General features: G+C 54.7%; 9 protein-coding genes. All 9 read left to right on the plus strand.

The features are described from left to right. Positions 1–452 precede the first annotated feature (452 nt). Positions 453–1,466, plus strand: coding sequence for a fatty acid desaturase family protein (locus AC13DJ_RS00855; RefSeq protein WP_474540220.1), 1,014 nt, complete (start codon positions 453–455; stop codon positions 1,464–1,466). A gap of 141 nt (positions 1,467–1,607) precedes the next feature. Then, a complete protein-coding gene (locus tag AC13DJ_RS00860; RefSeq protein WP_474543770.1) occupies positions 1,608–4,457 on the plus strand; it encodes an SNF2-related protein in 2,850 nt (949 codons plus the stop codon). A gap of 18 nt (positions 4,458–4,475) precedes the next feature. Further along, complete coding sequence (locus tag AC13DJ_RS00865) at positions 4,476–5,726, plus strand: ATP-binding protein (protein WP_289102264.1); 1,251 nt, start codon at positions 4,476–4,478, stop codon at positions 5,724–5,726. Then, entirely contained in the window at positions 5,723–7,135 is a 1,413-nt protein-coding gene (locus AC13DJ_RS00870; protein ID WP_289102265.1) for a DUF6880 family protein, read from the plus strand. Before AC13DJ_RS00865 ends, AC13DJ_RS00870 begins: the two co-directional genes overlap by 4 nt. A gap of 60 nt (positions 7,136–7,195) precedes the next feature. Beyond that, positions 7,196–9,160, plus strand: coding sequence for a site-specific DNA-methyltransferase (locus AC13DJ_RS00875; RefSeq protein WP_474540218.1), 1,965 nt, complete (start codon positions 7,196–7,198; stop codon positions 9,158–9,160). A gap of 27 nt (positions 9,161–9,187) precedes the next feature. Next, the gene (locus tag AC13DJ_RS00880) at positions 9,188–10,876 is read left to right on the plus strand and encodes an AIPR family protein (protein ID WP_474540217.1); all 1,689 of its coding nucleotides are present in this window, start codon (positions 9,188–9,190) and stop codon (positions 10,874–10,876) included. Next, positions 10,873–13,836 (plus strand): restriction endonuclease, encoded by a 2,964-nt coding sequence (locus AC13DJ_RS00885; RefSeq protein WP_474540216.1) that lies wholly within the window; start codon positions 10,873–10,875, stop codon positions 13,834–13,836. Before AC13DJ_RS00880 ends, AC13DJ_RS00885 begins: the two co-directional genes overlap by 4 nt. A gap of 16 nt (positions 13,837–13,852) precedes the next feature. After that, a complete protein-coding gene (locus AC13DJ_RS00890; RefSeq protein WP_289102271.1) occupies positions 13,853–15,313 on the plus strand; it encodes a DUF3375 domain-containing protein in 1,461 nt (486 codons plus the stop codon). 8 nt (positions 15,314–15,321) lie between these two features. Next, the gene (locus AC13DJ_RS00895; RefSeq protein ID WP_022987982.1) at positions 15,322–16,158 is read left to right on the plus strand and encodes a DUF4194 domain-containing protein; all 837 of its coding nucleotides are present in this window, start codon (positions 15,322–15,324) and stop codon (positions 16,156–16,158) included. Positions 16,159–16,160: the final 2 nt, after the last annotated feature.

Here is a 16,160-nt window from a genome sequence, read left to right on the forward strand (position 1 = left end):
GTTGATGGATCTTGCGAAGGTCAAAACCGGCATCACTGTCCCCGAGTTCGGGGTAAGTTAATGGCATGAGCCGTATACGTGGCCCGTATGTACGGTTCTGTGAGAGGGATGAGGCGGTAACGCCTCACCCTACTCGCTGCCCGCAAGTTTGGTAGCGGTGCCACGGGTGAGGAAGCCCTCCCTCACCCGTGGCATCATGCTTTGGTGATTGCTTTTCAGAATACATTTGTTCTTTATTTTTGTGTGTTCGTCACTTGTGAAGTCATCGGTTATTGTTTCATTTGGTTCATTGTTGTATTTTTCAGCTAACAAGTGTGCGCTGAAAACTTGGTGCATGGTGATTTCAATCAACAGTAAACGTGGACAGGTAACCGATGAACGCAGCAGTGAAACAGGGAACGGCGGCGACGGCCGTGTTTGGGAAGCCGGATGAACGGGAACTCCGGGACAGGATGAAGCAAGAACTTCCCGCTGATACGTTTAAAGCTCAAACCTGGCGGGTGATCTGGTTTTTGCCGTTGCAGGCGGTGATCTGGGCCGGGCTGGCGGTTATTTTGATGGCGGGTTTGCCTTGGTATGCCAATCTCGGGCTGGGGCTGCTGGTGGGGCATACCATTGGTTGCCAGGCGTTGCTGGCCCATGAGGTGCTGCATGGTGCGCTGGGGATGAGCCGGCGGTGGCAGAATTTCTTTGGCTGGCTGGGGTTCGGGCCCTTGCTGGTGCCGCCGGAGTTCTGGCGGAAGTGGCACAACGTAGTGCACCACGCCAACACCAACACCGGTGACACCGACCCGGACAGCTTCGGCACCCTACGCCGCTACAAGACCAACCCCGGCCAGAAGAAGTTCCACAAGCTGGCCCCGGGGTCCGGCACCTGGTACAGCTACTTGTTCCTGACCTACTCCTTCACCTTCCATGCCCAATTGGTGCTGTGGATTCAGGCGAAGCACCGCAAGCAGTTCAAGGGCTTTAACCGCAAGCTGGCGATTGCCCAGGTGTTTGTTTGCCTGGCGTTGTGGACGGCCCTGGCGGTCGTGTCCGGCCCGCTCGCTGTGTTCACCGTACTGATTCCGTTCATGACCGCCAACGCCCTGGGGCAGGGATACATCCTGACCAACCACTTCCTGCGCCCCCAGACCGCCACCAACAACCCGCTCGACAACTCCATGAGCCTGCGCTGCAACCCGATCCTGGACCGGCTGCACTTTCGCTTCAGCCACCACATCGAACACCACTTCTTCCCGAAAATGGGCCATAACATGGCTCCAAGGGTTCGCAAATGGCTGGAGCAGAATGAGCCGGAGCGTTACATGGCGATGCCTCATGGCAAGGCTTTGAAAATGCTCTACGCCACGCCTCGGGTTTACAAGTTCGCCACGGAGCTTGTGGACCCCAATAATGAGAGCAGAGTGTTTGATTTGCTGCCTTTGCAATCAGAATACTCGGCAGTGAACAGATCCCGTTAGCCAGTAAAGCAACTAATCTAGGTGTATCTCCGACAGATTCCGTAAGATGGCCGGGTCAAGGTATTGATCGCATAGTAATAATCCTTGAGAGTCCGCATGCTGGGAACTATATTGGCGGTCTGTTCTAAAGGAAAGTCGGAGATGTTCACCCCTCACCAGAGCACCTACTTTGCCCACTGGTTAACCCAATCCGGCAAAATCGCAAACCAGGTCTCCCGGGCCATGGCCTCTGCCCGTGTGGACATGAACCCACACCAGATAGATGCTGCCTGTTTCGCGTTGAAATCTCCCTTGGAACAGGGTGTGCTGCTGGCGGACGAGGTGGGCCTGGGTAAAACTATTGAAGCTAGCCTGGTGATGGCACAGAAATGGGCTGAGAACAAACGCAACATCCTCTTGATTGTGCCGGCCTCATTGCGAAAACAGTGGAGCCAGGAGCTCGGCGACAAGTTTGAGCTGCCGTCGGTGATCATTGATGGCAAAGTTGCTGCAAGCCTGAAAAAAGAAGGAAAAAACAATCCGTTCGATCAAAACGAGCAGATCGTTATTTGCTCGTATGAGTACGCGGCTCGACAGCGTGACTATGTGCGATTGGTTAGCTGGAACCTAGTTGTCTTCGATGAGGCCCACAAACTACGGAACCTCTATCAGGCCAATGGCAGCAAGCGGGCCAAAGCGCTGGTGGAGGCCACCGAATTCGCTGATAGCCGTGTCCTGCTATCAGCCACACCGATCCAGAATAACCTGATGGAACTCTATGGCCTGAGTCAGGTTATCGATCCTTATTTTTTCGGCGATGAAAAGTCGTTTCGAGCGCTCTACGTAAACCGGCAGCGGGATCAGAAATCACTGGACGATCTCAAACGCCGTATTCGTCCGCTTTGCCACAGGACCCTTCGGCGCCAGGTTCAGGAAGAGGGCGGTATCAACTTCACCAACCGCTATTCCATTACTCAAGACTTCACGCCGTTGCCGGAAGAATGGGCGTTGTATCAAAAACTTTCCCATTATTTGCAGCGACCGGATAACGAGGCGATTAACCCCCGTGCCCGCCATCTGGTGAGCATGGGCTTGCGTAAGATTCTGGCATCGTCATCTTTCGCTGTTGCCGACACGCTAAAAGGCATGATTGAGCGTCTCGAACAGCAGCAGCGGCTTGATGAGGAGGCTCTTTCTGATATCGAGGAAATAGACGATTGGGCAGAGTCCGAAAACGGCGAGGACGAGGAGGGCATCAGCGAAACCAGCAATGACGAGACCTCCGGGTCTTCGGGCAGATTGAGCCAGGAAATTGCCCAACTCACCGAATTTCGGAATCTGGCCCAGAGCATCACCAGCAACGCCAAGGGCCAAGCCCTGCTCACGGTGCTGGAAAAAGCCCTCACCATGACAGAACGCCTCGGCGGGCAACGTAAAGCAGTGGTGTTCACTGAGTCGTGCCGGACCCAACGATACCTTCATGATCTTCTGGAAAGCAGTGGCTACGCGGAGCGAACCGTCATACTCAACGGCTCCAACAACGACACTCGCTCCAAAGCCATTTACCAGGCGTGGCTGGAAGAACACAAAGGTTCTGCACGTATCAGCGGTTCGAAACCCGCTGATATGAAAGCTGCACTGGTAGATCGGTTCCGCAGTGACAAGGCTGATATTTTGATTTCTACCGAGGCCGGCGGTGAGGGTATTAACCTGCAATTCTGCTCCGTGCTGATCAACTACGACTTGCCCTGGAATCCCCAGAAGGTTGAACAGCGCATTGGCCGGGTCCACCGTTACGGGCAAAAGAATGATGTGGTGGTGGTTAACTTCGTAAACCGCAAGAACCCGGCGGATCGCCGGGTGTTTCAGCTTCTGGATGAAAAACTCAAACTGTTTGAAGGTGTATTTGGTGCTTCAGATGAGGTGCTGGGAGCGATCGAGGGTAGCATCGATATCGAACGCCGCATCTACGAAATTTATCAGAATTGCCGTACCGATCAGGAAATCGAGTACCAGTTTGACCAACTTCAGAAATCCCTGGAAGACACCCTGGCCGCTCGGGAGACAGCAGCACGGGAAGCTCTGCTGAACAATTTCGACCGGGATGTCGTGTCAGCGCTTAAAACCCGTCGGGATCAGAGCAACGACTTCCTGCAGGAATATGAACAGGTCCTCATGGATCTGGCCCGAGCGGAATTGCCGGAGGCCAGATTCAACACCAACCATTTCTACCTCAACAATCAGCGCTATGACCTGAGCTGGCCACTGGCTGAGCAGAACGACTCCGAATTTTTCCGTTTACAGGCCACTGAGCATTATCTGGCCTGGGATCTGGTGCACAGGGCCAAAAGCCGAGATCCGGAGCCTGCGCATTTGGTGTTCCACTACGGTCAGCTCCACGGCCAGTATGCCGCGCTGAAAGAGTACATCGGTCAGTCTGGCGTACTCACCGCGTTTGAAATACGGTTTACCTACAATAAAGGAAAAACAAAGAGCACTCGTTTGGTGGTTCTGGCTCAAACGGATGACGGCCAGAAGCTGACATTAGAAAACGCCGACCATCTGATGTCTGTGCCCGCTCGCGCAGAGACCCTTTCAGATTCGATTCCGGAGGAACTCTTTGCAGACTGGAAATCGCAGATTGTAAAAGCAGCCGAGGCCGAAACAGAAGCTGAGCTCGATAATTACCTGGAACAGGAGTCCGAAAAGCTTGAACGCTGGGCTCAGGACCGCCGTAAAGCGCTCATGGCCACGGTTGATGAGCTGGATGAGCAGATCCGCGCCTACAAAAAAGAGGCGAGACAACTGGCCTCCACGGCTGAAAAAATCCAGGCTAAAAAAGAGCTTCGCAAACTGGAACGCAAGCGGGACGACGCTCTGGCAGAATACCACCACTCCAAAAAAGCCATTGAGCACGAGGAAGACCGCCTGTTGGACGAAGTGAGCGAAAAGCTGGAACTGACGTGCGAGATCAAAGAGCTGTTTACCGCCCGCTGGACACTCACCCACTGATACAGGCCAGAGAAGATCATGGATAGAGAAAAACTGGTTAAAGACCTGTTGTACCAGATTCGTCTGGGCGAAGATTCCGGCTATGAGTTCAAGCGGGTTGAAATCCGCGGCAGCAAAATCAAAGGTCCGGACCAGAAAGATTTGGCCGACGAAATGGCCGCTTTTGCGAACCAGAAAGGCGGCTACCTGGTTCTGGGTGTGGACGACAAAACCCGTGAAATCACCGGCATTCCCACCGATATGCTCGAGGCGGTGCAGAAACGGGTAAAAGATGCCGCCACCGACAACGTAGAACCGCCACTACCCATTGCTACCCGGTTGCTCGAACTGCCTGACGAACACGGTGACATGAAAAACGTGCTTCACGTGGATATCGAGAAGAGCCTGTTCGTCCACAGTAGTAACGGACGCTATTTTCATCGTGTGGCCGAATCCAAACAGCCGATGAAGCAGGAATATCTAGCACGGCTGATGATGCAGCGCAGCCAGTCCCGGTTGATCTGGCTGGACGAACGCCCGGTGCCCGGCACCCGTTACGAAGATCTGGACCCGAGCCTCTACCGCAAGTTCCTGCGCGAAGAAGGCCAGCCGGAAAGAACCCAGCTTCGCAAGCTCCGTATGCTGGTGGACGATGATGATGGGAATGAAAAACTGAGTGTATCCGGTGTTCTTTTGGGCACCCCGAGCCCGGTCAACTGGCTTCCCAACGCCTACATTCAGTCCGTCTGTTACGCGGGCGACGACCGCGATGCGGACCAACAAATTGACGCTATGGACTTTACTGGCCCTCTGGACCAACAAATCAGCGGAGCCCTGGCCTTTGTCGAGAAAAACCAGCGCGTGGCTGCCCGCAAACTGCTGGGCCGGGAAGACATCCCCCAATACAGCCTGACCGCCATCTTCGAAGCGTTGGTTAACGCTGTCGCCCACCGAGATTACGACATTTACGGCGCTCACATTCGCCTGCACATGTTTGCCGATCGGCTGGTATTCTGCTCACCGGGAGCTCTGGTCAACACCATGGAAGTGGACGAACTCATGGCCCGACAGGCCTCCCGCAACCAGCTGATCACCAGCTTGCTGGCTCGCTGCCCCTACGAACACCCCACCATCAACCGCTCCCGGATGATGGACAAGCGGGGTGAGGGCGTGCCGGTGATTCTCAACGAATCCGAAAAACTCTCAGGCAAGCGGCCGGAATACAAAATGGTGGGCGAGGAGCTTCAACTCACGATTTATGCAGCGAAGAAGGAGCCATATCGCCCATGACACTGGAAGACCGAGCCACCAGACTGTCAAAGCCAGACCTGATTCGCGTTCTCCGTGCCGTCTATGGGGTAGAGTCTCATGTCGATGACATTATCGATCGTTATCTGGCCGCCGGTCAGGGGGCCGATAATGGGGCCACTGCACTGATAGAAACAATTTCCGCCCAGTTGCAGCAGATTGCTGACGAAGATGAATTTTATGACTACCGGAGCAGCTACGATTTCAGCGAGCGTTTATCTTCCGTATTGTCTGACATCGACAATCTGCTGCGTCCGCAAGATGCCCACACTGCCTTGAAACTGACGGAAGCCTTTCTTGAGCTGGCGGACGACGCGTTTCAGCGAGTGGACGACTCTGACGGCTACGTAGGTGATATTTTCAGGGGCGCCACCAGGCAATGGCTGGTTATCGCGGTTGAGTTGCGCCACCAACAACCGGATGCCGAAAACTGGCCGCAAAAGGTGCTGACGTTTTTTGATAACAATGAGTACGGCGTTATGGATGACATCATCACCAATAGCGCCCCGTTACTGGCCGAACAGGAACTTCGCGGGTTGGCGGCTCACTTTGAGGCGGATGCGAAGGCTGCACTGGCATCCCCCAAGGAGCCAGACCGCTATAATTCCGAAGCCGCCCATGCCTGCATCGGCATCAAATCGGTGGCTGAAGCTCTGCAAGACATGGCTCTGTACGAACAGGCCACCCTGCTTATCAGCCCGGAGCCCAATACCCTGCAGCTGGGCCGTATTATCGAATTTGCGCTGGCCATCGGCTATCTGGACCGGGCCGCTTACTGGTTGGAACAGCCTCAATGGCAACGCGACCAGAACCGCTATCGCTCTCTACGGCGCCTCTGGCTGAAGCGCAACGGCGATACCGGCCAGTTGAAAGCGGAGCTCCAACAGGATTTTACTGAAAGGCCCCATACCTACACTCTGGAACCGCTGTGGCTGATGGCCAGTGATCAAGAGCAGCCCCAGTTGCAACGTCAGGTTGAAAACCTGTCAACTGACAAGGTCGCACCCGACGAGTGGGTTGCCATGTTGCTGCTGGTAGGAAACCCCCAGCGGGCCGAAGCGATATTATTGGCCGAACCCGAGCAATTCGCCTCGGTCCATTACGGTACCCTGCTAAACTGGGCGAAAATTTTTGCCGAAGAACACAGGCCGCTCGCGCAAGTGGTGTGCTACCGTGCGCTACTGACGGATCTCTTGGGGCGTGGCTACACCCGTGCGTATCGCCACGGCGCCGGCTGTTTTCATAAATTATTGGCGCTGGATAAGGCGATTGACGATTACCAGGGGCTGGAGGATGCCCAGGCCTTCATCCACGGCCTGCAAACCCGGCACTGGCGCAAACGCTCCTTCTGGGAGCTGGCGGATTACCCTAACAAACCGCCGAAAGACTGACACCAGCATTGCCGCCGTTAGCTCTCCATTTTTCGCAATGATCAAGGACACCGCCGTACCATGACCAACCCGGACACTTCTTCGACAGACACCCAGATGAACGGCCAGTCCCTGGACATTGCCGAGCAGCGCCGCAAAGAACTCGAACAACTGTTCCCGGGCATTTTCACCGAAACCCGCAATGATCAGGGTGAGCTGAAGGTAACCATTGATCTGGAGCGCCTGAAAGCGGAACTGGGTGAGTTCACCGACCTCTTCGACAGTCGCCGGGAACGTTACGGCATGGACTGGCCCGGCAAGCGGGACTGCCTGCGGCTGATCCAGCAGCCCACCACCGCCACCCTCAAACCCTGCCGGGAGGAGTCGGTGGAGTTCGACACCACCGAGAACCTGTTTATCGAAGGCGATAACCTGGAAGTGCTCAAACTGCTGCAGAAGAGCTATTATGGCAAGGTTAAGATGATCTACATTGACCCGCCCTACAACACCGGCAAGGAATTCATCTACCCGGACAACTTCAGCGAGAGCCTGGACACCTACCTGCAATACGCCGGCCTGAAAGACAGCGAAGGTCGCACCTTCTCCACCAACACCGCCAACGAAGGCCGCTTCCACACCAAGTGGCTGAATATGATGTACCCCCGCCTGTACCTGGCCCGCAACCTGCTGCGGGAGGATGGGGTGATCTTTATTTCCATCGACGACAACGAGGTGGAAAACCTGCGGCGGATGTGTGATGAGATTTTTGGAGAGGAGAATTTTATTGCTTCTGTCGTTTGGCAGAAGCGTACGTCTCCAGATTCAAGATTTAATCTCGGAGCGGCCCATGATTACGTGCTTGTCTATGTGAGAAGTGAGTTAGGCCAGCAGTTGCTTAAGAAGCTTCCTCTTTCGCACACCCGCAGTTCTGAATACAAGAACCGTGATAATGATCCGCGAGGGCCTTGGGCATCGGTCGACCTGACAGGCCAAACTGGCCACGCTACTAAAGATCAATTTTTTGAAGTCATTACCCCATCAGGAAAGTCTTATCCGCCACCGGACGGCAGGTGTTGGGCTTTGGCGAAGAAAACATATGATGAGCTGTATGCAGACAATCGCTTATGGTTCGGCAAGGATGGCAACGCCCGACCTCGACTTAAGAAGTTTTTGTCCGAGTCTGAGGGTGTTAACGCGTGGACGTGGTGGAGCAATTCAGAAGTCGGGGATAATCAGAGTTCGGCTAAAGAAATCAAAAAAATACTCGGATCAAGTGACATTTTTGACAACCCGAAGCCTACAAGGCTAATTCGAAGGATGCTGCAATTGACCGTCGACGACGGTGACATTGTTCTTGATTTTTTTGCTGGCTCTGCCACAACTGGACATGCGGTAGTTGCGCACTCTCTCGAGCGGAATGTCAGCATTAATTATGTCTTGGTCCAGCTTCCCGAAAAGATAGATCTGGATTCGCCCGCAGGGCTATTCTGTCAAAGCAACCATTTGCCGATGAATATTGCGTCTGTGAGTAAGGAGCGCCTGCGCAGGGTCTTGAATGGCGGCGCACCTGCGGGACAGTTGGAGCTTGGCGACGGTGTCTGTCGTGTTGGGGGCTTCAAAGTCCTCAAACTCAACCAAAGCAACTTCAAACTCTGGCAGGCCCCTGCCAAAGACGTTTCTGATGAAGAACTCCTCCAACAAATGGAGCTCAACGTCGATCACATCGACCCCAACGCCAGCCAGGAAGATCTGCTATACGAACTGCTGATCAAGGCCGGTGTGATGCCCACGGAAAAAGTTGAACAGATTGCGCTGGCGGGCCACAAATTGTTCTCCGTGGCCGAAGGCACCCTGCTGATGCATCTGGAAGACGAGATCGATCAGCCCCTGATCGACGCTGTGCTGGCCAAGGCCCCCGGCCAGTTTATCTGCCTGGACAAAGCCTTCCACGGCAACGACCAGCTCAAAACCAATGCCGTGAAAACTTTTGAGGCCTTTAACCAGGGCAAGGAAAAAATCGATCAGATCGATTTCAAAACGGTTTGAACCGCATCGTCAGGCTCAGGAGCGCCCATGGACATTAACGCAAGCATCATCGATCAGAGACTGGACGGCATTGTCAGCGCCAATAGCGACCTGCTGCCAGCAGGTAACGATCCACAGAAGAAAAAGTCTGCCGCATTCGTGTTGCTCAGTGCAGCCACCGCTTTGGGCATTCCACTGGAAGAGGCCGCAGAGTACCTCACCGAGGGTGGCGGCGATGCCGGCGTGGATGTGCTTTACGTGGGCGATGTGGAAGATGGCGAATTTCAGGTCACTTTGTTTCAAGGCAAATACAAACACAAAGATCTGAGTGGCGTGGCTCATTTTCCAGAAAATGGCGTGAAGGCAGCCATTCAGACCATTGGCACACTGTTTGACCCAGCCAAAGTGCTCGATATGAATGACCGGCTGAAACCTCGTATAGAAGAGGTGCGGTCTCTGATTCGGGACGGGTATATCCCTGTGGTAAAGATGGTGCTTTGCAACAACGGGGATCGCTGGAACGATAGCGCCCAGAAACTGATCGAAGCTGCGGGATTCTCTCCCTCTCAGGTTAACTGGGTGCACCTGAACCACAACGACATTGTGCGGGTACTACAGAACCAGAAATCGGTGGACGATTCCTTGCCACTGCGAGGCGAAGCCGTGATTGAGGACTTCAACTACCGTCGGGTGCTGATCGGCAAAGTGGCGATTCAGGATATCGCCGACCTATTCAATCGGCATGGTGATCAGTTGCTGGAGCGGAACATCCGCCGTTATCTGGGTATGAACCGTAACCGGGTGAACACGGCCATTCACGATACTCTGGTGGACGATAGCCGGCGCAAGAATTTCTACTTCTTCAACAATGGCATCACCATGATCTGCCGGAAGTTCCGACACAACGCCCTGCAGGGCCGGGATTACCAGCTCAAGCTGGAAGGCATTCAGATCATCAATGGTGGCCAAACCTGCAAAACCATCCAGCAGACCCTCAACGACCCTGACCTGTTGCGGGATTTCTCGGAGACCTACGTTCTGCTGCGGTTATATGAACTTGCGGAAGACGATAAAGAATTCGTGCAGGACATTACCTACGCCACTAACAGTCAGAACCCGGTGGATCTGAGAGATTTGCGCGCTAATGACGAGCAGCAGCGTCGGTTGGAGTTGGGTATGAAGGACCTGGGGTTTAGTTATCGTCGGAAGCGGGACGATACTTCGGTGAAGAGTGACGAGCTGACCAGTTCCGTGGTGGCTGAAGCAGTGCTGGCAGTTTGGCGCCGTAAGCCGTTCCAGGCCAAGTTCCGGCGCAAGGAGCTGTTCGGAAAACTCTACGAGGAAGTGTTCGACAACCTGAACTCCGCACAGGCCATATTGGCTGCGCTGATCTTCCGATTGGTGGAGAACGAACGCAAGCGCCCGGAGCAGGCCAATCCCCCGGTATTCCTGCCTTATGCCTCTCACTACAAGGCCATGTTGGTGGGAGATTATCTGCTGGAAGCCGAAGGTGTTGCACTGGCCGAGGTCAGCCATCGGAACTATCAGGCGTTGCAGGACCGCCTGAATCGCCAGTTTGATGAATTCCAGCATCGCGCACAGGATCAGATTTCCGAGGCGCTGATGGCTCTGTATGGCGAAAGGGAGATATCGTTGCAGCAGCTTTCGGCCACATTCCGCCGCGGTGATCTGATGCAGTACCTGAACCCAGCCGAGGAAGCCGGAGCTGCGCATTGAAACTGAAGTTCAACCCCAATCTCGATTACCAGCAAGACGCTATCGAATCCACGCTGTCGGTGTTCGAGGGCTTGTCCACCGCTGGTGAACCCTATCGCAAGCTGGGCATCGCCAACACCCTGGCACTGGACCCGGACAAACTGCTGGATAACCTGCACCGGGTGCAGGAGCAGAATTTCATTGAGAAATCCCCACATTTGTTTGAAGCAGGGGATGACTACCCGTTCCCCAATTTCTCGGTGGAGATGGAAACCGGCACCGGTAAAACCTACGTGTACCTGCGCAGCATATTCGAACTGCACAAGCGCCTGGGCTTTCGCAAATTCATTATTGTAGTGCCGTCGGTGGCCATCCGGGAGGGCGTGTTGTCGTCTCTGGCCATGATGAAGGAACACTTCCGCAGCCTTTACAACAACGCGCCTTTCGATCATTACGTATACAGCGCCAAAGATCTGTCCAAGGTCCGCCAGTTTGCCACCGCCAACACGCTGCAGATTATGGTGATCAACATCCAGGCGTTTCAGCGGGACGCCGGGGATGTGGACAGTTACGACAGCCTGACGCCTGAGCAGATCAAGAAGCTCTCGGTGATTCACCGGGAGCAGGACCGGATGTCGGGCGTCAAGCCCATCGAATTCATCCAGGACGTGCGGCCGGTGCTGATCATCGACGAGCCGCAGTCGGTGGATAACACTGCCAAGGCCCGCCGGGCGGTGAATCACCTGAAGCCATTGTTCGCCCTGCGTTATTCCGCCACCCACCGCAACCCCTACAACGTGGTGTACCAGCTCGGCCCGGTGAAAGCTTACGACATGAAGCTGGTGAAGCAGATCTCGGTGGCGTCCATCCAGTCCCAGAGCAATGTGAACCAGACTTACCTGAAGCTGAGTCAGATTGGCTACAGCGGCAAAGCCAAGACACCGTCTGCCTCGGTGGTGATTTTCGAAGATACGCCTAACGGCACCAAGGAAAAGACCGTCAAGCTTAAGCAGGGCACGGACCTGTCCGACCACACCAACCATCCCGGTTATCAGGGCTATGTGGTGGATGAGATATACGCGGAGCCCGGCGCGGAATATGTGCGCTTTGCCAATAACGCGACTCTGGAGCCGGAGCAGGAGAAAGACGGCATCCATGACGATGTACTCAAAGAGCAGATCCGCCAGACGGTGGAAGAGCACTTCAAGAAGGAGCGTAACCTGCAAAAGCAGGGCCTGGATGTGAAGGTGCTGTCGCTGTTCTTTATCGACAAGGTGGCTAATTACCGTTACTACGATGAACACGGTAACCGGCAGAACGGCAAATTGGCCCGCTGGTTTGAAGAAGTCTACCGGGATTTGGCTGCGAGCCCGCTGTTCAGCGACCTGCCCAGGCGGGACGTGGAGGAGGTGCACAACGGCTATTTTGCCGAGGTGAAGAAGCGCGGCAAGGTGGTGGAACTGAAAGACACCAGCGGCACCACCGTCAGTGATGGTGAAGTGTACGAGCTGATCATGAAAGACAAGGAGCGGCTGTTGGACGATGCCGAGCCCTTGCGTTTTATCTTCAGTCATTCGGCGCTAAAAGAGGGCTGGGATAACCCCAACGTGTTCCAGATCTGCACGCTACGTGAGTTTGGCAGTGAAAAGGAGCGGCGCCAGACTCTTGGTCGTGGTCTGCGCTTATCTGTGGATGCCAATGGCGACCGCGTATATGACCCGCAGGTCAATCGCCTTACCGTCGTGGCCAGTGAATCCTTTGAGGAATACGCGAAGAATCTGCAAACGGAAATGGAGAAGGACATCGGCGGTGGCTTTAAGTTTGGCCGGGTACCCGCCATCGCCTTTGCACCGCTGGCGATTAATGACACTGAAACCCTGGGCCAGGAAAAGTCCCGGCATCTTTGGCAGGCCTTGAAGGCGGAGGGCTACCTGGATGCCAAAGGTGACCTCACCGCCCGTTTCCAGCCGGACGACATGTACTTCCAGCTGCAAGTGCCGCCGGAGTACCAGCCGCTGGAAAGCGAGATTATCGACCGCTTGCGCAGCTTTATGTTTGCGGGCCGGGTGCAGGACGCCCGCAAACGGACAGCCGTTACCTACAACAAGCGGGTGGAGCTGAACCCGGACTTCAAAACACTGTGGGACAAGATCAGTCAGAAAACCCGCTACTCCATCCGGTTTGATACTCAGCAACTCATCGACCTGGCCAGCCACAAGCTCCAGTACATGCCGGTGGTCAAGCCGGTGACGCTCACCATTGATCATACCCAGGCCAAACTGACGGACGCTGGCTTTGGCAGTGACCGGCAGATATCCACCACCAAAGAGCGCTACGTCAGCTCCCATGAGGTCTTGCCGGACCTGATTGGTGCCTTGCAGGAGCGCACCCATCTGACCCGGGGTACGCTGCTGACGATTATCCGCAACTGCAAGCGGTTGGGTGAGTTCAAGACTAACCCGCAGGGGTTTATCACCGAAGCAGCGCGGCAAATTCAGAAAGCGCTGGATGAACTGTTAGTCGATGGCATCCGCTACGAGAAACTGGCCGGCGAACATTTCAAGATGGAGTTGTTCAATGAGCCGGAGCTGGAAGCCTATCTGGACCGTTCCTATCAGGTTCAACATGGCAACCGGGGCGTCCAGGTTCAAACGCCTTATGATTACATCGAGTGTGATTCCCACATTGAGCGGATGACCGCACAGGCGCTCGATGGCGCGGAGAACGTCAAGTTCTTCTGCAAGTTACCTCGCTGGTTCACCATTCCTACGCCGGTGGGCGACTACAATCCGGATTGGGCCGTGGTGCTGGAGGAAGACCGCAAGGTGTATCTGATTCGTGAGACCAAATCCACCCACGACAGCGACAAGCGCCGCCTGGAGGAGAATCTTAAGATTCTTTGTGGCGAAGCGCACTTTGAAGCCTTGGGTGATGTGGACTACAAAGTGGCGGCTTCGGTGGCTGAGGTGACGGCCATTTAGTTAACAGGAATGCGCAATGAGCTTTCAGGGATTGCAGGCAAAATACAATCGCCTCTATGCAGAGAGTGCGGCATGGAAGCTGCTGCGCGCAGATAATGCCCCTTACATCCTCGCCTTTATCTCGGATTTGTTTGCGGAGGACAGTGAAGTTCCCTTTGGCCGAGCCCGCATACGCCTTGATGCTGAAATAAATCGTCTGCGGGAGCTCGGTATCTGGCCAACCGAGACCGCAGCCAATACCTATCTAAATCAGTGGATTGCCTCGGGCTGGCTGCGTGAGCTGGACGACAATCTTACCAAGACAGATGCTAGCGAAACGGCGCTGCGTTTTTGTCGAAACCTTGATGAACGAACCTCCGGCACTACCGCCTCCCACCTGAGAATTGTGCAGGAAGCCGTCCGGGATCTTGCCGTCGCTATCAGCCCCAATGTTGACGAGCGGGTCACTTTGCTGGAACACAAGAAAGCAGAACTTGAACGGGAAATCGCCGACCTCAGAGCGGGGGTCGTTAAGGAACTCAGTGAAAAGCAGCAACGTGAACGCATTCGCGAGGTGTATCAGCTTGCCTCGGTACTGACCGGTGATTTTCGTCGCGTAGAAGATGAAATCCGGCAATTGGACAAGGCGTTGCGAATCCAGTTGATTGAAGGCGGTGCCACACGGGGTGAGGTGCTGCTTTCGGTAATGGAAAAAGAAGCGCTGTTGTCTTCGACCGATGCGGGCAGTGCCTTCGAGAGTTTCTTCCAGTTACTGTGCGACCAGAATCGGCAAACTGAATTGCGTGACCAACTTCACGGTATTCTGAATCAGCCCATTGCAGAGCAGCTATCGCAGGCCCAACGGCAGTTTCTCGCCCATCTTATGCGAGAGCTGGGCCGGGAAAGCGATCGGGTCTTCCAGGTGCGCCGGAGAACTGAAGAGAGTCTGAGAGCCTACGTAGAGAGCGGTGCGGCTAGTGAAAATCGCGCGGTTGACCAACTGTTATCCAGGCTGGAGAAGGTCGCTGTTGCTTTGCGGGATGGAGGGGTGAATTTGCGAACGGAAACCCTGTTATCCCTGTCTGTCGGGCCACTTGAAATAGCCTCTCCTGAAACCATGCGCCTCCGTAGTCCGGACGAGAAACTTGATACTCGCGGTGTGCTAGCTCGCGAGAATACGCGAGAGCCCAGCAAGCAGATCCTCGAAAGCCTGGAAACGGTTCGGATTCGTGAGGTCGCTGAAAAAGTTTATCAAGCTTTGGCTGCTAACGGACCTATGACCATCGCAGGGCTGCTGCGGCATTACCCGATAAACGCCGGGCTTGAAGAACTTGTTGCATACGTGAGGGTGGCCAAGTCCGTCAACGCGGCGCAGCTAGACGATGTGGAGCGAGTGCAATTTACTGACAAAAACGGAGCAAAGCTTCAAGCGACCGTACCAACCTTTATGTTGAGTGCGGAACTGTTCCCCACAAATCGGGATGAGCTGGTGCTATAGGTGCTGATATGACGGATAACAAAGAGAACTCTGCGAATCCCAGTTTTTTTGACAGAGTGCGGGGCCAAAGTGACAGCCATTTCCCTTCCAGTCCCTCTCCTGACCTGGAAAAGGGCACGGACAGTAACTCCGATGAGGAGGCGGAGGCAATTGACGCGCCCGGAGGTGACTCCGACGGAGGCTTAGAGTTGCCTCATGAGGCGAGGCGGGTCTTGGTTTATTTGATGCGGCAGGGTGCGGTCATTGGCACACAGAAACCCAAGGTGTTTGAGAGCCTTTGCAGGTATGAATCCCAGATCCGCCGCCATCTGGCTGAAGTTTACCTGCGATTGATTTTGGATGAGAAAGCCGGAGTTGCATTTGTCGCCCTGAATGAGACGGATGAGGATGATATCTCCATTGACGGCGAGCCAGTTTCACTGATTTCAAAGCGCACCCTTTCCCTCTATGACACCCTTTTGCTGTTGGTACTCCGCCGCCATTATCAGGAACGGGAATCGGCCGGTGAGCAGAAAATTACGGTCGATCTTGAACGGGTGGAGTCCTATCTCACACCCTTTTTGCCGTTAACGAATCACGCTAAAGCAGATCGCAAGAAGCTCAACGGTGCTGTTCAGAAGTTGACACAGAAAAAAATCCTGGCTGCAGCCCGGGGAGCAGAGGATCGTTATGAGATTACGCCTATCATTCGGTATGTGGTGGATGCCGCCTTTCTTGAGTCCATGTTGAACGAGTATCTGCGATTGGCTGAGGAGGAAAACCTTGAGGTTGATGCAGCGCTTCATCTCGATTCGGTATCGGATGAGTCCCGGGCGAGCCAAGATGATTTGCTGGGAGGGCTTTAAGG

The organism is Marinobacter sp. L-46, assembly GCF_056859535.1.